Below are 17,939 nucleotides of genomic sequence, written 5' to 3'. Positions count from 1 at the left end.
ACGACATCCCTGCGATCGACCTGCCGAGCGACGAGGTCATCGCGCCGCTGCCGCGCATCACGCTGCAGGCCTTCTGCGAAACGCCGGCCGTCGCCGCGACCATGCAGGCCGCGACCGCCGACCGGCGCATGGACAAAGCCCATGCCCGCGTCCAGATGGGCGGCCCCGCGGCAGCCGTCGAGACCTTCCGCACGGCACCGACGCCAAACATCATCGTGCTCGAAGCCGTTGCCGACGCGGCGACGCTGGTCTCGCATCTCGAAGCCCTGTCCGAAAGCTGCGATCCCGGCACCAAGGTCGTCGTGATCGGCCATGTCAACGACGTCCAGCTCTATCGCGACCTGATCCGCCGCGGCGTCAGCGAATATCTGATCGCGCCGCTGGAACCGCTCGACGTCCTGCGCACGCTGTCGGAGCTCTACATCGCCCCGGAAGCCCGCAACCTCGGCCGCGTCATCGCGGTGATGGGCGCCAAGGGCGGCGTCGGCGCCTCGACCGTCGCCCATAACATCTCCTGGGCGATCGCTCGCAACCTCGACGCCTCGACGGTGGTGGTCGACCTCGACATCGCCTTCGGCACGGCCGGGCTCAACTTCAACCAGGACCCGCCGCAAGGCATCGCGGAAGCGGTGTTCGCACCCGAACGCCTCGATTCCAACCTGCTCGACCGGCTGCTGTCGCGCTGCAGCGACAATCTCGCCCTGCTCGCCGCCCCGGCCATCCTGGACCGGACGGTCGACCTCGACGAGGACGCGCTCGAACAGCTTCTCGAATTGCTGCGCGCCAGCGTGCCCTGCATCATCCTCGACGTGCCGCACCAGTGGAACGCCTGGGTGAAGCGAACGGTGCTCGGCGCCGACGAGATCGTCATCGTCGCCGAACCCGAACTCGCCTCCCTGCGCAACGCCAAGAACCTGGTCGACCTCTCGCGCGCGTCGCGGCCCAACGATGCCGTCGCGCGGCTCGTCCTCAACCGCGTGGGCGTCCCCAAACGGCCGGAGATCAACGCCGGGGAGTTTTCCAAGGCGCTCGGCATCGACGTGCTCAGCACGATCCCGTTCGACGCCCAGTTGTTCGGCACGGCCGCCAATAACGGCCAGATGATCTCCGAGGTGCAGGCCGGCAGCAAGGCGACCGAAGCCTTCACCCAGATCGCCAGCGCGCTGACCGGGCGCGGCGAAGCGAAGCGGAGCCGGCGCAGCCTGCTCGAACCGTTCGTCGCGAAGCTGAAGCGCCGCAAGGCCTCGTGAGGAACAGGACCTGACGATGACGGGGAGACGCCCGCACGCCAGACAAGAGACCGGCCCGGACCGGGCGGGAGAGTGACGAGATGTTCGGCAAGCGATCCGCAGGCGCAGGTCACGCGCCCAACCTGAACGCGAGAGCGCCCGCGGCGGTGCAGGCTGCGCCGCGCAAGCCCGAACTCGCTCCCGCGGTCACGGAGGAGCGCAGGGTCGCGCCGGTGGTCGAGACGACGCCGCGCTCCGAAGACTACTACCAGATGAAGAGCATGATCTTCGGGGCGCTGATCGAGGCCATCGATCTGTCGCAGCTCGCGAAGCTCGATGCCGAATCGGCGCGCGAGGAAATCCGCGACATCATCAACGAGATCATCTCGCTGAAGAACGTCGTGCTCTCGATCGCCGAGCAGGAAGAACTGCTCGACGACATCTGCAACGACGTGCTCGGCTACGGGCCGCTGGAGCCGCTGCTGGCCCGCGACGATATCGCCGACATCATGGTCAACGGCGCCGGCCGGACCTTCATCGAAACCGCCGGCAAGATCCAGCTCACCAATATCCGCTTCCGCGACAACGCGCAGTTGATGAACATCTGCCAGCGCATCGTCAGCCAGGTCGGCCGGCGCGTCGACGAAAGCTCGCCGATCTGCGACGCACGCCTCGCCGACGGCTCGCGCGTCAACGTCATCGCACCGCCGCTGGCCATCGACGGCCCGGCGCTGACCATCCGCAAATTCAAGAAGGACAAGCTGACGCTCGACCAGCTCGTCAAGTTCGGCGCGATCTCGCCGCCGGGTGCCGAGATCCTCAAGATCATCGGCCGTGTCCGCTGCAACATCGTCATCTCCGGCGGCACGGGCTCGGGCAAGACGACGCTGCTGAACTGCCTGACGAACTTCATCGACCATGACGAGCGGGTCATCACCTGCGAGGACGCAGCCGAGCTCCAGCTCCAGCAGCCGCATGTGGTGCGTCTCGAAACCCGCCCGCCCAACCTGGAAGGCACGGGCGCGGTGACGATGCGCGATCTCGTCAAGAACTGCCTCCGCATGCGCCCCGAGCGCATCATCGTCGGCGAGGTGCGCGGACCCGAGGCCTTCGACCTGCTCCAGGCGATGAACACCGGCCATGACGGCTCGATGGGCACGCTCCACGCCAACTCGCCGCGCGAGTGCCTGAGCCGTATCGAATCGATGATCACCATGGGTGGCTTCTCGCTGCCCTCGAAGACGCTGCGCGAGATGATCTGCTCGTCGATCGACATCATCATCCAGGCCCAGCGCCTGCGCGACGGATCGCGCCGCATCACCCACATCACGGAGGTGATGGGCATGGAAGGCGAGGTGATCACGACGCAGGACCTGATGCTCTACGACATCGTCGGCGAGGACGCCGCCGGCAAGCTCGTCGGCCGGCACCGCGCCACCGGCGTCGGGCGGCCGCGCTTCTGGGAGCGCGCGCGCTATTTCAACGAGGACCAGCGCCTCGCCGCCGCCCTCGACCAGCTCGAAGAAGCGGGCGTCAGCAATGCGGTCTGACCGGACGCTCTTGCAGGGAGACCGGGCATGAACACGAGCATGCTCGCCGTCGCCCTGCTGGCCATGCTCGCCGTCGGCGGCGTGGTCTACGCGCTGCTCTATCCGACGCTGAGCGGTGAAAAGCGCGCAGAGAAGCGGCGCAAGGAGTTTGCCGGCCCGAGCACCGCTCGCGGCATCGACCGGGAGGCGCAGGCGCGCAACAAGCGCGGCCAGATCGCGCAGAGTCTGAAGGAGATCGAGAACCGCGAGAATGCGCGCAACAAGGTCTCTCTCGAGACGCGCATCGCCCAGGCGGGCCTGAGCTGGACGCCCAAGAAATACTACGCGATCAGCGCAGGCGCCGCGGTTGCGCTCGGGCTCGTGCTGTGGATCGCAAGCGGGAACTGGATTCTCGGCCTGGCCGGCCTCTTCATCGGCGGCTTCGGCCTGCCAGCCTGGTTCCTGAAGCGCTGCAAGGCCAAGCGCCTGAAGAAATTTGGAGTGGAGTTCCCGAACGCGCTCGACGTGATCGTGCGCGGCATCAAGGCCGGCCTGCCCGTGAACGACTGCCTGCGCATCATCGCCAGCGAAGCCGTGGAGCCGGTGAAGACGGAATTCCGGATGATCATCGAGGCTCAGGCTCTAGGCCTGCCGCTGTCGGAAGCCACCGTCAAGCTATTCGAGCGCATGCCCTGCGCCGAGGCCAATTTCTTCGGGATCGTCATCGCCATCCAGCAGAAAACCGGCGGCAACCTCTCCGAGACACTCGGGAATTTGTCGCGCGTGCTGCGCGAACGGCGCAAGATGCGCGACAAGATCGCGGCCGTGTCGATGGAGGCCAAGGCCTCTGCGGCGATCATCGGCTCGCTGCCGCCGGTGGTGGCGGTCCTCGTCTGGCTCACGACCCCGAAATACATCGAGGTTCTCTGGCTCAGCCAGGCCGGCAAGGTCGCGCTGGTCGCGAGCGGCCTGTGGATGCTGATCGGCGTCCTGGTCATGAAAAAGATGATCAATTTCGACATCTGAGGCGAACGATGATCTCTCAAATCGCCAACAGCGTCACCAATCCGCAGTTCATGCTGGCCCTGCTCGCCGCGATCGCGGCGGCGGCGACCGTGCTGACGATCGCGATCCCGCTGACCGAGGGCAACAATCTCCAGAAGCGCATGAAGAACGTCGCGACGGAGCGCGAGAAAATCCGCGCCCGCGAACGCGAGCGGCTCAACCGGCAGAACGAGAAGGTCTCGCTGCGCCAGGAGCCGAAAGCCTACATGCGGCGCATCGTGGACCGGTTCAAGCTCGGCGACTGGCTCGGCACGGAGAACGCCAAGAGGCAGCTCGCCATGGCGGGCTATCGCGGCCCGCAGGCCGAGGTCGGCTTCCTGTTCTTCCGCCTCGCGGCGCCGGTCGGACTGTTCCTGTTCACGCTGTTCTACGTCTTCGCCGTCAATGGTTTCGGCCAGAGCTTCGTGGTCAAGGTCGGCATGGCCATCGGCGGCGCCTATCTCGGCATCAAGGCTCCGGAGATATTCCTGTCGAACCAGGCCAGCAAGCGACAGGTTTCGATGCGCCAGGCCTTTCCGGACGCGCTCGACCTGCTGCTGATCTGCGTGGAATCCGGCATGTCGATCGAGCATGCCTTCCGGAAGGTCGCAGGCGAGGTCGGCAACCAGTCGGTTCCGCTGGCGGAGGAGTTCGCCCTGTGCACCGCCGAGCTTTCCTACCTGACCGACCGGCGCATCGCCTACGAGAACCTCGCGCTGCGCACGGGCCTCGAAAGCGTGAAATCGGTCTCGACGGCGCTGATCCAGGCCGAGCGCTACGGCACGCCGCTCGGCACGGCCCTGCGCGTGCTGGCCCAGGAAAGCCGCGATCAGCGCATGTCGGCGGCCGAGAAGAAGGCGGCAGCGCTGCCGCCGAAGCTCACGGTACCGATGATCCTGTTCTTCCTGCCGGTGCTGTTCGTCATCATCATGACGCCCGCCCTGGTGCAGGTCTTCAAGTGGAAGTGAAAGCGGCGCGATCGCCGGGGCCGAACCCGTCATAGAGGCTGCGGCACAGCTAGATCATTGTTTTAGCATCGGCTTTTCCGAAAGCCGCCTTCCACCTTTCGGGCCGATGCTTGAGTTCGAGAGCAGCGGCTTCCCTCGAAAGCAGCGCTCAACCCTCGGGCCAATGCCGCTGCTCCGCAGACGAAGAAGGCCGGAGCCCGAGGCTCCGGCCTTCTTCGGTTCAGTGCGCTCTGCCGCGATCCGCTTCGTCGAAATGCCGTCTCAGCCGGGCGGGGTGGCAGCGGCCTCCGTGGCCGTTCCCTGCGCGCCCTGGACCGCCGGCTGCCTCGCCGGCGCCTGGGCCCGGCCCTTGCCGCCCTTGAGAAGCTCCCAGCTATTCTGCTGGCTGACGCTGCGCTTGAGATAGGCGATCGTGGCAGCAGCCTCGGCCGGGCTCTGGTCGCGGCGGGCCAGGCTTTCGGCCTCGCCGAAGCGCCCCTGCAGGCCGAGGACCAGCACGAGATTCTGGCGCACGCGGGCATCGGCCCGGTCGGATGCCGCAGCCTCCGACAGAATGCGCTCGGCCTCCGGCAGCTTGCGCGACAGGGCGAGCGAGAGACCGTAATTCGACATGATCGTCGGTTCGTTCGGGGCAAGCTTCAGAGCCGACTGGTAGATCTGCTGGGCGCGGTCGTGGTCGCCGAGCTGGTCGGCGACCGTGCCTTGCGCCGACAGGATGCGCCAATCCGGACGCTCGGGCGAATGCGCCCGCGACAGCACGTCGTCCGCCTCCTGGAAACGGCCGTTATCGGCAAGCGCGCGGCCATAGGCGCCGAGCAGCTCGCGATCATCCTGATGGACGAGGACGGCGCTCTGGAGCACGGCGAGAGCCTGTGCGTTCTGATCGAGGCTGCGCAGTGCCCGTGCGTAATAGAAGGCGGCATCGCGATCCTTGGGGTTGGCGTCGTAGCGCTTGGCCCAGGCTTCGCGGTCGGCCTGCCAGTCCGACGCCGTGCGTGGCGCGCTCGCCTGGCTGCGGCCGATCGAGCCGGTGACGTCGCCGAGGCCGCCGCGGCCCTGGCAGCCGGCCAGGGCGAGCGCCGCAAGGCAGACGGCGATGCCGAGACCGAGGCGGGGAGCCCGCACGGGCTCGCGGGCTGAAGAATGGGGCCGGGCTGAAGACATGGGCCGGATCGCCTCCCGAAAACGGGTCGTCTGGATGGGTTCGTCTGGTCGATCCGGTGATAAAGCGTTAACCCTAATGCATTCTTAATCACCTCCCCGACGCCCCTGCCCGAAACCGAAACAGCGCTCCGTGCATAGTCTTCTGATCTCCGCCCCCGCCGCTGCCATTCCCGTCCATGTCGTCTCGGCCGCCACCTGGCCCGCGCTTCAGGACCAGCTCTCCCCGGCCAACCGGAGCTTCGCCCTGACGCAGGGCTTTGCGGCTCGCGCCGGACAGCATTGCCTGCTGCCGGATGCGCAGGGAGCGCTGGTGGCGGTGCTGCTCGGCATCGACGCCAGCGGGCGCCGGCCCGATCCCTTCGCGGCCGGGCGCCTCGCCGCGCTGCTGCCGGCCGGAGACTATGCGCTGTCGGGCGAGATCGGCGACCCGGCGCTGGCCGCGCTGAGCTGGCTGCTGCAAGGCTATCGCTTCGATCGCTATCGCAAGCCGAACCCGGCGCGCGCCCGACTGGTGCTGCCCGAAAGCGTCGACGGCGAAGAGATCAGCCAGATCGCCGAATCCGCCATGCTGGCGCGCGACCTCGTGAACACGCCCGCCAACGAGCTCGGGCCGGGCGAAATCGAGGCGGCCATCCGCGGGCTCGCCACCGAATGCGGCGCGACCGTCACCAGCATCGTCGGCGACGACCTGATCGCCCGCAATTTCCCGATGATCCATGCGGTCGGCCGCGCCTCGACGCGGGCGCCGCGGCTCGTCGACCTCGTCTGGGGCGACCCGGCCCATCCGAAGGTGACGCTGGTCGGCAAGGGCGTCGCCTTCGATACAGGCGGTCTCAATCTCAAGCCCGACGCCTCGATGCTCCTGATGAAGAAGGACATGGGCGGCGCGGCTGCCGCGATCGCGGCAGCGCGGATGATCATGCTGGCGAAGCTGCCCGTCAGACTGCGCCTGCTGGTGCCCGCAGTCGAGAATTCGGTCTCCGGAAACGCATTCCGGCCCGGCGACGTGCTGGCGAGCCGCAAGGGTCTTTCGGTCGAGATCGGCAATACCGACGCCGAGGGCCGGCTCATCCTCGGCGATGCGCTGGCGCTGGCCGACGAGGAGGCGCCGGAGTTGCTGGTCGATTTCGCGACGCTGACCGGGGCGGCCCGCACCGCGCTCGGGCCGGAGCTGCCGCCCTTCTATACGCATGACGAGAACCTCGCCGGCGAGATCGCCAGGCTCGGCATGGCCGTGAACGACCCGGTCTGGCGGCTGCCGCTCTGGCCGCCCTATGACGGCCTGCTCGAGTCCAAGATCGCCGACGTCAACCATGTCTCCAGCGGCGGCATGGCAGGTTCCGTCACGGCGGCGCTGTTCCTGAACCGCTTCGTCGAGAAGACGAAGTCCTACGCGCATTTCGACATCTATGCCTGGAACCCCTCGGCCAAGCCGGGACGGCCGGAGGGCGGAGAGTGTCAGGCTGCGCGATTGATCCACGCGCTGGTGAAGCAGCGCTTCTGATCCCGCATCGGCTCGCCCGAAAACCGGCCGCCACTTTTCGGGCCGATGCTTTACCCTCGCGGTTAAGCCTGTTCCGCAAAGGCGATTGCGCACAACCGCCGCCGCGATAATGATACGGGTCCGTAACGATCTGGACCCGTTCATGCCCCTGGAGATCAGGCCTTCGCAAGCGCTCAAGCTGTGGCGACAGGTGCATCTCGATCTGGTGCGGGACCATGACGCCGATCTCTCGGCGCGCCAGACCGCGATCCTGCTGACGGTCTATCTCGAATTGCCGCCGCATACCGTGCGCGGGCTCGCCAAGCAGCTCGGCGTGACCAAGCCGGTGATCACGCGGGCGCTCGACACGCTCGGCAAGCTCGGCCTGCTGACGCGCAAGCGCGACGAGGCGGACCGCCGCAATGTCGTGATCCAGCGCACCGTCGCAGGGGCGCTCGCCGTCGAGCGGCTGGCGGACCTCGTGACCGAGCATGCCAAGGAGATCGGCGGAAGCTGACGCCCCTCCCGGATCGCCTCCCGCCACGCTAGATTGCCGCCATGACCGCGATTCTCGACCGCCGCATCCATGCCTTCCGCCCCGACCTCGCCGCACGCGCGCTGACGGGACAGGTCGAGGCCGCCCGCTTCGCCGATCCGCAGCCGATGCGCGTCTGCGCAGCCTCCGCCCCGGTTCGGCGCGAACCGCGCCCGGATGCCGCGCTCGACACCGAAGCGCTCGCCGGCGAACTGGTCGAGGTCTACGAGCGCGAGGAAGGCTGGGCCTGGGCGCAGCTCGCAGGCGACGGCTATGTCGGCTACATCCCCGACGATGCCTTGCGCCCGGACCAGCCGGCGCCGACGCATCGCGTCGCTGGCTTGCGAACCTTCGTCTACCCAGGCCCTTCGATCAAACTGCCGCCGCTCATCGCTTTGTCGCTCGGCGCCTGCGTCGCGGTGGTCGAGAGCAAAGGCGATTTCGCTGTTCTGAGCGATGGCGGCCATGTCTTCGCTGCCCATCTCACGCCGATCGACCGGCTTGAGCCGGATTTCGTCGCCGTGGCCGAGCGCTTCGTCGGCGTACCCTATCTCTGGGGCGGCAAGACCAGCCTCGGACTCGACTGCTCCGGGCTGACGCAGCTGAGCCTTGCGACCGCCGGAATCACCGCGCCACGCGATTCCGACATGATGGAGGCAACGCTCGGCGGGGCACTCGAACTCCGCGAGGACCTGTCAGGGCTCCAGCGTGGCGATCTCGTCTTCTGGAAGGGGCATGTCGGCATCCTGACCGACGCTCACACGCTCCTCCATGCCAGCGGGCATGTGATGAGCGTCTATCGCGAGCCTCTGCGCGAGGCGCGTGACCGCATCCGTGCCAAGAGCTTCGGCGAGATCACCAGCATCAAGCGGCTGGGGTAGGGCCTCGATCTACAAAACGCGATGTCATCCCGGGGGGAGCGCAGCGCAGACCCGGGATGACAGGCGTCATTTGTAGGGCCTGAAATTCAGGCGATTCCCTTCAGGCGATAAAGCGCTTCCAGCGCCTCGCGCGGGGTCATCTCGTCCGGGTCGATCCCGGCAAGCGCTTCGCGCAAGCCGTCCGGCTCGCCCTCGGGAACGACCGGCGCGGGCCTGCGCTGCGGCACGGCAAAGAGCGGGAGATCGTCGACCAGCGAGGCCACCGGCTTCTCGCGCTCGGTCTTCTCGAGTTCGCCGAGGATGGCGCGCGCCCGCTCGACTACGGCCGGCGGCAGGCCGGCGAGCTTGGCGACCTGGATGCCGTAGGAACGATCGGCCGCGCCCGGCACGACCTCGTGCAGGAAGACGACCTCGCCCTTCCATTCTGTGACGCGCACCGTCGCGTTGGCGACGCGGTCGAGCCGGTCTCCGAGCGCGGTCAGCTCATGATAATGGGTCGCGAACAGGCTGCGGCAGCGGTTGATCTCGTGCAGGTTCTCGATCGCGGCCCAGGCGATCGAGAGGCCGTCGAAGGTCGCGGTGCCGCGCCCGATCTCGTCGAGGATGACGAGCGCGCGCGGGCCGGCCTGGTTCAGGATCGCGGCCGTCTCGACCATCTCGACCATGAAGGTCGAACGGCCGCGCGCGAGATCGTCGGCCGCGCCGACACGCGAGAACAGCCGGTCGACGATGCCGATATGCGCGGATGTCGCCGGCACGAATGAGCCCATCTGGGCGAGCACCGCGATCAAGGCGTTCTGGCGCAGGAAGGTCGATTTACCGGCCATGTTCGGGCCGGTGATCAGGCAGATGCGTCGGCCCTTGGCCTCCGTGCCGGGCGGCGACAACTCGGTGTCGTTGGCGACGAAGGGTTTTCCGTCGCGCTTCAGCGCGGCCTCGACCACGGGATGGCGGCCGCGCTCGATGGTGAAGGCGACGCCGTCATCGACCTGCGGACGGCTCCAGCCCTCGTGGGTCGCGAGATCGGCCAGAGCGGCGGCAACGTCGAGCTCGGCCAGCGCCAGCGCAGCGGCCTTGATCGGCTCGGCCTGCGCCAGCACGGCCTCGCTGAGCGCGGCGAAGATCGCGAGTTCGAGCTTCAGCGCCCGATCGGCGGCGGAAGCGATCTTGGCTTCGAGTTCGCCGAGCTCGACCGAGGAGAAGCGCATCGCGTCCGACATCGTCTGGCGATGCACGAAGGTCGCGCGCCAGGGATCGCGCAGGAATTCCTCGCCCATCGCCTGCGGCACCTCGACGAAATAGCCGAGCATGGCGTTGTGCTTGATGCGCAAGGTCCGGCAGTTTGTCTCGGCCGCGTAGCGCGCCTGCAACTGGGCGATGACCTTGCGCGAGTCGATCTGGAGCAGGCGCAATTCGTCGAGCGCCGGATCGAACTCCTCGCGGACGAATCGTCCATCGCGACGGTTGAGCGGCAGTTCGTCGGCGAGTGTCGCATTGAGGCGCACCGGCAGGTCGGGATCGCTTTCGCCGAGAGCCCGCATGGCGCGGGAAAGCTCGGCAGGGAGTTCGCCGCGCCGCACCAGCAGGGCAGCGATCGCGCGGGCCGCATCGAGCCCGGCCCCGAGCGCCGCGAGATCGCGCGGACCGCCGCGGTCGAGCGACAGGCGCGCCAGCGCGCGGGCGACGTCCGGCACCTTCTCAAGGGCCGAGCGCAGATCTTCGCGCAGCCCGCCATCCGCGACGAGCAATTCGACCGCGTCATGGCGCGCGGCGATGGCGGCGGGATCGGTCAGCGGGCCGGCAAGGCGCTCGGCGAGGAGGCGCGCGCCGCCCGACGTCACCGTGCGGTCGATCGTGGCGAGCAGGCTGCCCTGGCGCTCGCCGCCGAGCGTGCGCGTCAGTTCGAGATTGGCGCGGGTTGCGGCGTCGATCAGCATCGTCGCCGAGCCGGCATCGCGCACCGGGGCCGAGAGCGGCGGGCGGGCGCCGAGCTGGGTGCGCTCGACATAGGCCAGCGCCGCGCCGGCCGCCGCGATCTCGGCGCGGGTGAAGGCGCCGAAGGCGTCGAGCGTCGCGACGCCGAAGAATTCCTTCAGGCGCCGCTCGGCCGACGCGGCGTCGAGCCCGTCGCGCGCCAGCGGCGTCACTGGGATCGTGATCTCGCGCCAGAATTCCTTGAGCTCGGGATCGTCATGGATCGCATCGGGGCAGACGATCTCGCGCGGCTCCAGCCGCGAGAACTCGATGCCGAGCCGCTCCTGCGGCGTCTCCATCACGGTGAAACGCCCGGTCGAGATATCGATCGCGGCGAGCCCGTAAAGCGAGGCCGCCTCGCCGGTCTTGCGGCGCGCGACCGCGACGAGGAGGCTGGCACGGCCCGGTTCGAGCAGACGCTCCTCGGTGATGGTGCCGGGCGTGACGAGGCGCACGACATCGCGCTTCACCACCGACTTGTTGCCGCGCTTCTTGGCCTCGGCCGGGTCCTCGGTCTGCTCGCAGACGGCGACGCGATGGCCGGCGGCGATCAGGCGCTGGAGATAATCGTCGGCGCGCTCGACCGGCACGCCGCACATCGGGATGTCGTCGCCCTGATGCTTGCCGCGCTTGGTCAGAACGATGCCGAGCGTGCGCGAGGCGATCTCGGCATCCCTGAAGAAGAGTTCGTAGAAATCGCCCATCCGGTAGAAGAGCAGGCAGTCCGGATTGGCGGCTTTGATCTCGACATACTGCGCCATCATCGGCGTGACGCGGTCGGCGGCGGCGGCCGGCACGGCGATGGGGGCGGCTTCGGTGGGGGAGCTGTGGCGCATCGGCCGGCACGCTAGCAAAAAGCAGCGCCAAGGCCATCCGTTAGGACGGCTTTCAACAATTGAAAGCAAGGTCGGGAAGCCGATTCGGCCTAAGGTTCCGACATTGTTGATCATCAGTCTCGTCCAGAGCTTGTTCTTCCTGCTGTTCGCGGGGTTGCTGCTGACGGTGATCGCCCCGTGGCTGGCCGGGCGCGACTGGTTGCGCCCCTGCGCCGTCGGCCTCCTGTTCGCGGCTGGCGCGCTCGTGAGCATGGCGAATCCGGTCGAGCTCCAGCCCGGGCTCGTCGTCGATTCGCGCAATACCTTCGTCATCCTGGCGGGGCCGATCGGCGGCCCCGTGGCGGCACTCATCACCGCCGTGCCCTTGCTCGTGACGCGCGTGATGATGGGCGGCGTCGGCATGGTGACCGGCGTCAGCGGCATCGCGATCCGCATGGTGATCGGCATCGGCTTCTCGATCTGGCTGGCACGGCGCCGGCGCCCGCTGATGGCGCGCGACATGCTGCTGCTGGCCTCGCTCGATGCCGCCTGTCTGTTGGCTTCGACGCCTTTCATACCCGGCGAGGCCGGCGAGCGCTTCCTGCGCGAGGCCGTCCCGGCCATGATCGTGGTCAGCACGATCGGCATCATCCTCACCGGCATCGTCGTGATCCACGACAATGACCGCCGCGAGATCGCCTATCGCCTGCGCACGCTGATCGACCGTGCGCCCGGCACGCTCTACCAGCGGATCGTGCGGCCGGACGGCAAGCTGACCTATCAGTTCGCCTCCTTCGCCATCGACAAGCTTCTCGGCATCACCAAGGAAGAGGTCGAGCGCGACCCCGAGACCTGGCTTGGCAAGCTCGTGCCCGAGGACCGGGCCCGCTTCGAGCAGCAGCGGCGCGAGCAGCAGGACAGCGAGACGCTTTGGCGTTTCGAGGGCCGCTATCACGCGCCCGATGGCGAGACCGTCTGGCTGCGCAGCGAATCGACCAAGCGGCGCCTGCGCGACGGAACGCTGGTTTGGGACGGAATCTTGCTCGACATCACCGCCGAAAAGACGCTGGAGACCCGCCGCAGCGAGATTGAGACGCTACGCAAGACGACTTTGGATGCCCTCGCGAGCGATCTGGAGCGGACCGTCGGAAAGGCGCTCGGCGATGTCGGCGCTTCACTGCACGGCATGCGCGACGCCGCGAGCCAGATGGTCGAGAATGCCAACAAGACGACGCTGCGCGCCGAAAGCGCGACGCAGGAGGCCGACAGCGCCTCGCGCCGCATCGGCAGCGTCGCGGTCGCGGCCGAGGAGATCGAAGCCTCGATCCGCGAGCTCACCCGACAGACCAGCCATGCCGACGACACGGTGCGCGCGGCGGCATCCTACGTCCGCAGCACGCGCAGCGACGTCGCCGGACTGACCGAAGCGGCCGACAAGGTCCGTGCCGTGCTCGACTTCATCGAGGAGATCGCGGCCCGTACCAACCTGCTCGCTCTCAACGCGACGATCGAAGCCGCGCGCGCCGGCGTGGCCGGCCGCGGCTTCGCCGTGGTGGCGGGCGAGGTCAAGACGCTGGCCGAGCAGACCCAGAAGGCGACCCGCGACATCGCCGAGACCCTCGCCGATATCCGCGGCGCCGCCGCGACCGCCTTCGAGGCCGTCGCCCATATCGAGGGCACGATGACGACGATCGAGAAGACCTCGGGCGCGATCGCCGATGTCGTCAGCCGCCAGGCCGGCATCGCCTCGACCATCGCCGCCGATGCGCAGGCCGTCGCGCTCAGTGCCGATGCCGTCACCAACAATGTCGGCGCCGTCGGCGTCGAGGCGCGCGTCACCGGCGATGCCGCGATCCATGTCGCCGACGCCGCCCGCAAGGTCGACGAGCAGGCCGAGGCGCTCGACCGCTACGTCGCCGATTTCGTGCGCAGCGTGCGCTCTGCGTCGCGGGCCTGACCGCCCGCGAGACCTCTCCTCATCGACAAGAGTTCTGTGAAGCACTCGCCGCTTGTGATCTCGGGCGCCGCCGACTTATGTTCGGTTCCCCTCGAGGAAACGCACAAGAAAAGACGCTTCGATGAACGACCGTCCAACGACCAAGCGCGCCCGCCCGACCTTCACCGACCAGGAGGCCCTGCTGTTCCATTCGCAGGGACGGCCCGGCAAGCTGGAGGTGGTGCCGACCAAGCCGATGGCGACGCAGCGCGATCTCTCGCTCGCCTACTCGCCGGGCGTCGCCGTGCCCGTGCTGGCGATCGCGGAGGACCCGTCGCGCGCCTATGACTACACGACGCGCTCGAACCTCGTCGCCGTGATCACCAACGGCACCGCGATCCTCGGCCTCGGCAATCTCGGCGCGCTCGCCTCGAAGCCGGTGATGGAGGGCAAGTCGGTCCTGTTCAAGCGCTTCGCCGATGTCGACTCGATCGACCTCGAGGTCGACACCGAGGACCCGGACAAGTTCATCGAGGCCGTGCGCTATCTCGGCCCGTCCTTCGGCGGCATCAATCTCGAGGACATCAAGGCGCCGGAATGCTTCATCATCGAGCAGCGCCTGCGCGAATTGATGGACATCCCGGTCTTCCATGACGACCAGCACGGCACCGCGATCATCGCCGCCGCCGGCCTGATCAACGCGCTCGATATCACCGAGCGCGACATCAAGACGACCAAGCTCGTCATCAACGGCGCCGGTGCTGCCGCCATCGCCTGCATCGAATTGCTCAAGGCGATGGGCTTCAAGCCCGACAACGTCATCCTCTGCGACACCAAGGGCGTGATCTACCAGGGCCGCACCGAGGGCATGAACCAGTGGAAATCGGCCCATGCCGCGGTCACCGACAGGCGCACGCTGGCCCAGGCGCTGGACGGGGCCGACGCCTTCTTCGGCCTGTCGCAAAAGGGCGCGGTGACGCCGGAGATGGTCGCCTCGATGGCACCGAACCCGATTATCTTCGCCATGGCCAATCCCGATCCGGAGATCACGCCGGAGGAGGTCCATGCCATCCGCGACGACGCAATCATGGCGACCGGCCGCTCGGACTATCCGAACCAGGTCAACAACGTGCTGGGCTTCCCCTTCATCTTCCGTGGCGCGCTCGACGTGCGCGCCACCACGATCAACATGGAGATGAAGATCGCGGCGGCCGAGTCGCTGGCGATGCTGGCGCGCGAGGACGTGCCGGACGAGGTCGCGGCCGCCTATCAGGGCTCGCGGCCGCGTTACGGCAAGGACTACATCATTCCGGTGCCGTTCGACCCGCGCCTGATCCATGTCGTGCCGATGGCCGTCGCGAAGGCCGCGATGGATTCAGGCGTCGCCGGCAAGCCGATCGTCGACACCGCCGCCTACAAGGCGCAGCTCTCGGCGCGACGCGATCCGATCGCCGGTACGCTGAACCGCATCTTCGAGCGCGTCCGGCGCTATCCGAAGCGCGTCGTCTTCGCCGAGGGCGAGGAGGAGCAGGTCATCCGCGCCGCCGCCTCCTTCGTGGCGCAGGGGCTCGGCCAGGCCATTCTGGTCGGCCGCGAGGATCGCATCTCGGAGGCCGCGACCTTCCTCGGCGTCGATCTCGAGGCCAAGGGCATCTCGATCCAGAACGCCCGGCTCTCCCACCGCAACAGCGTCTATGCGCAATATCTTTACGAGCGGCTGCAGCGGCAGGGCTACCTGTTCCGCGACTGCCAGCGCCTGATCAACCAGGACCGCAACCATTTCGCCGCGGCGATGGTGGCGCTGGGCGATGCCGATGCGATGGTGACCGGCGTCACCCGCAACTACTCGATCGCGCTGGAGGAGGTCCGCCGCGTCATCGACGAGAAGCCGGGGCACCGCGTGATCGGCGTCTCGGTCGTGATCTCGCGCGACCGCACCGTGCTGGTGGCGGATACCGCGATCACCGAGATGCCGACCGCACGGCAGCTCTCGGAGATCGCGATCGAGGCGGCCGGTGTCGGCCGCCGGCTCGGCTACGAGCCGCGCGTCGCGATGCTCGCCTTTTCCAGCTTCGGCCACCCGGCCGGCGAGCGCTCGGAGAAGGTGCGCGAGGCGGTGGCGCTGCTCGACGGCCAGCGCGTCGATTTCGAGTATGACGGCGAGATGGCCGCGGATGTCGCGCTCAACCGCGAGGTGATGAGCCAGTATCCGTTCTGCCGCCTCTCCGGGCCGGCGAACGTGCTGGTCATGCCGGCCTTCCACTCGGCCTCGATCTCGACCAAGCTGCTGCAGGAACTCGGCGGCGCGACGGTGATCGGTCCGCTGATCGTCGGCCTCGACAAGCCGATCCAGATCGTACCGCTCGGCGCGAAGGATTCCGATATCGTCAACATGGCCGCGCTCGCCGCGTTCAATATCGGCGGCTGACGAACCAGCGGCTCGAAGACCCCGGACTTGAGGCGCCGCCGCCCACGCAAGGGCGGCGGCGCCTGCCGTTCATGTGGAGTTCATTTTCGCCCGATCAGGTTTGACCCAGAGGAGACCGGAAAACCGGCCCTGGGGGACCATTCGCAACCGTGCTGACGCCCGACGAGACGCCAGGCGCGACATCGACCGTGCCTGGAGATCGCCAGGTCGCGCTGCGATTCGCGCGTTTGACCCGCGATTTCTGGCGCGGCGAGACCGCGCGCTGCGCCTGGCTGTGGACGCTGCTGCTGGCGGCCGGCGTCATCCTCACCGTCTTCGCCAATGTCACCGTCAACCGCTGGAACGGCTGGTTCTTCGACGCGCTGGAGCGCAAGGACGGCCACAGCGCCCTCGTCGCCATGGCGGTGTTCCCGGTGATCGTGCTGGTGGTCGCCGGGCTCGGCGTCCTCATCCTGAAATCGCGCGAGACCTTCCAGGTGCATTGGCGGCGCTGGCTCACCGCCAAGCTGGTCGATGGCTGGGTCGGCGACCGGCGCTTCTTTCGGCTCAGCCTCTCCGGCAAGGAGCCGGCCAATCCGGAATACCGGATCGCCGACGATGTCCGCTGGGCGACGGAGCCGATCGTCGATTTCGCGATGGGCCTGCTCTCTTCCGTCATCACCATCGTGATGTTCATCGAGATTCTCTGGGAGATCGGCGGCAGCCTGAGCCTGAGCTGGGGCGGGAGCGAGATCACCATCCCCGCCTATCTCGTGCTCGCCGCGATCCTCTATGCCGTCATCGTCACTCTGCTGGTGACCGCCGTCGGGCGGCGGCTTGCCGGGCTCATCGCCCAGCGCACGGAAAGCGAGGCAGGCCTGCGCTTCGCCTTGATGCGCATCCGCGATCATGGCGAGGCGATCGCGCTCGCCCGCACCGAGGCCGGCGAGCGGCAGGCGGTGGCGCAGAGCCATGGCGTGCTGGTGCTGCGCTGGCTCTCCGTGATCACGCAGCGGGCGCGCCTGACCTGGATCACCAATGGCAGCAGCGCGCTGGTACCCGTGGTGCCGCTCCTGCTGGCGGCCCCGAAATATCTCGCCGGAGAGATGACGCTGGGCGGCGTCGTTCAAGTCGCCGCGGCCTTCGTCGCCGTGCAGAACGCCTGCAACTGGCTGTTCGACAATTTCATGCGCATCGCCGAATGGCTCGCCGCCGCAAGGCGCGTCAACGAGCTCGCCGACGCGCTGGAAGAGGTCGAGCAGGAGCCGCCGGCACAGGGCCTCACCATCGAGGACGGCCCGCATGACAGCCTGCGGCTGGAGGCCGTGACGCTGCATGACGGCGCCGGTCACCCGCTCGCGGCGGACATCAATTTCGTGCTCCCGGCCGGAGCCGTGCTCCATGTCACCGGCGATGCCGGCTTCGCCAAGAATGCCCTGATGCAGGCCATAGCCGGGCTCTGGCAACAGGGCGACGGCGCGATCGTGCTGCCGCGGGGGGCCCGCGTCGCGACCGTGCCTCAGCATCTGCAGTTGCCGGGCATCGGCCTGCGGCATCTCCTGCAGGGCGACCGGCCGCGTCCGGCACCGGAAATCGCTGGCGTGCTGCGCCGTTACGGCCTTTCGACCCTGACCTCGCGGCTCGACGGCGAGGACGACTGGAACAGGAGCCTGACCCGCGCCGAGCGGCAGCGCCTCGCACTCGCCCGGACCGAGCTGGCCGATCCCGCAATCGTCCTGCTCGACGAGGCGACGAGCGCACTGGAGACCGATGCCGCGCTGGACGTGCTGACCGAGCTGCGCGCGGCGCTGCCCGATGCGATCATCATCGCCTTCGGGCAGAGCCCCGGCCTGGCGGAGAGCGCCAGCCATCGCATCGTGCTGCGCCGGATCAGGGGCGTAGCCGGCATCGTCGAGCGCGAGGGCTTCGCCGAGCCCCGCCTTGCCGCGGCCAGCGAAGCCCGCTGAGCGGCAT

Annotated in this window: 12 protein-coding genes; 10 read left to right on the top strand and 2 right to left on the bottom strand. The window is 68.1% G+C overall.

Translation table 11 applies throughout. From position 1 onward, the window contains the following. Positions 1 to 5: 5 nt before the first annotated feature. The 4 genes from Q9235_RS13160 to Q9235_RS13145 all read left to right on the top strand — a co-directional run bounded on the left by Q9235_RS13160 (position 6) and on the right by Q9235_RS13145 (position 4,770). Positions 6 to 1,250: a CpaE/TadZ family protein gene (locus Q9235_RS13160; RefSeq protein ID WP_422678373.1), complete on the top strand. Its 1,245-nt coding sequence runs from the start codon at positions 6 to 8 to the stop codon at positions 1,248 to 1,250. Between the two features lie 80 nt (positions 1,251 to 1,330). Next, complete coding sequence (locus tag Q9235_RS13155; RefSeq protein ID WP_306227977.1) at positions 1,331 to 2,779, top strand: CpaF family protein; 1,449 nt, start codon at positions 1,331 to 1,333, stop codon at positions 2,777 to 2,779. Between the two features lie 27 nt (positions 2,780 to 2,806). Next, positions 2,807 to 3,784, top strand: coding sequence for a type II secretion system F family protein (locus Q9235_RS13150; RefSeq protein ID WP_306227975.1), 978 nt, complete (start codon positions 2,807 to 2,809; stop codon positions 3,782 to 3,784). Between the two features lie 8 nt (positions 3,785 to 3,792). Next, on the top strand, positions 3,793 to 4,770 hold the full coding sequence (locus Q9235_RS13145) for a type II secretion system F family protein (protein ID WP_306227973.1): 978 nt from the start codon (positions 3,793 to 3,795) through the stop codon (positions 4,768 to 4,770). Between the two features lie 261 nt (positions 4,771 to 5,031). On the opposite strand, the gene Q9235_RS13140 is transcribed toward Q9235_RS13145, so the two are convergent. Continuing rightward, positions 5,032 to 5,895, bottom strand: coding sequence for a tetratricopeptide repeat protein (locus tag Q9235_RS13140; protein WP_306227971.1), 864 nt, complete (start codon positions 5,893 to 5,895; stop codon positions 5,032 to 5,034). A 169-nt stretch (positions 5,896 to 6,064) separates the two neighbouring features. Between Q9235_RS13140 and Q9235_RS13135 the strand changes: the two genes are divergently transcribed. The 3 genes from Q9235_RS13135 (at position 6,065) to Q9235_RS13125 (ending at position 8,833) form a co-directional block, all read left to right on the top strand. Next, on the top strand, positions 6,065 to 7,438 hold the full coding sequence (locus Q9235_RS13135; protein WP_306227969.1) for a leucyl aminopeptidase family protein: 1,374 nt from the start codon (positions 6,065 to 6,067) through the stop codon (positions 7,436 to 7,438). A 142-nt stretch (positions 7,439 to 7,580) separates the two neighbouring features. Then, positions 7,581 to 7,934, top strand: coding sequence for a MarR family winged helix-turn-helix transcriptional regulator (locus Q9235_RS13130; RefSeq protein ID WP_265057266.1), 354 nt, complete (start codon positions 7,581 to 7,583; stop codon positions 7,932 to 7,934). Between the two features lie 41 nt (positions 7,935 to 7,975). Continuing rightward, the gene (locus Q9235_RS13125) at positions 7,976 to 8,833 is read left to right on the top strand and encodes a C40 family peptidase (protein WP_306227967.1); all 858 of its coding nucleotides are present in this window, start codon (positions 7,976 to 7,978) and stop codon (positions 8,831 to 8,833) included. A gap of 86 nt (positions 8,834 to 8,919) precedes the next feature. Here Q9235_RS13125 and mutS read toward each other — a convergent pair whose 3' ends face one another. Continuing rightward, positions 8,920 to 11,643 (bottom strand): DNA mismatch repair protein MutS, encoded by a 2,724-nt coding sequence (gene mutS / locus Q9235_RS13120; RefSeq protein WP_306227965.1) that lies wholly within the window; start codon positions 11,641 to 11,643, stop codon positions 8,920 to 8,922. A gap of 103 nt (positions 11,644 to 11,746) precedes the next feature. Here mutS and Q9235_RS13115 point away from each other — a divergent pair, with 103 nt between their 5' ends. The 3 genes from Q9235_RS13115 to Q9235_RS13105 all read left to right on the top strand — a co-directional run bounded on the left by Q9235_RS13115 (position 11,747) and on the right by Q9235_RS13105 (position 17,932). Beyond that, on the top strand, positions 11,747 to 13,579 hold the full coding sequence (locus Q9235_RS13115) for a methyl-accepting chemotaxis protein (protein WP_306227963.1): 1,833 nt from the start codon (positions 11,747 to 11,749) through the stop codon (positions 13,577 to 13,579). A gap of 121 nt (positions 13,580 to 13,700) precedes the next feature. Further along, positions 13,701 to 15,986 (top strand): NADP-dependent malic enzyme, encoded by a 2,286-nt coding sequence (locus Q9235_RS13110; RefSeq protein ID WP_306227960.1) that lies wholly within the window; start codon positions 13,701 to 13,703, stop codon positions 15,984 to 15,986. Between the two features lie 149 nt (positions 15,987 to 16,135). Further along, positions 16,136 to 17,932: an ABC transporter ATP-binding protein/permease gene (locus Q9235_RS13105; RefSeq protein WP_306227957.1), complete on the top strand. Its 1,797-nt coding sequence runs from the start codon at positions 16,136 to 16,138 to the stop codon at positions 17,930 to 17,932. Positions 17,933 to 17,939: the final 7 nt, after the last annotated feature.

Origin of the sequence: Bosea beijingensis, assembly GCF_030758975.1 — a bacterium.
GTDB classification, from domain to species: domain Bacteria; phylum Pseudomonadota; class Alphaproteobacteria; order Rhizobiales; family Beijerinckiaceae; genus Allobosea; species Allobosea beijingensis.
This window is presented reverse-complemented; position numbering and strand designations above follow the sequence as displayed.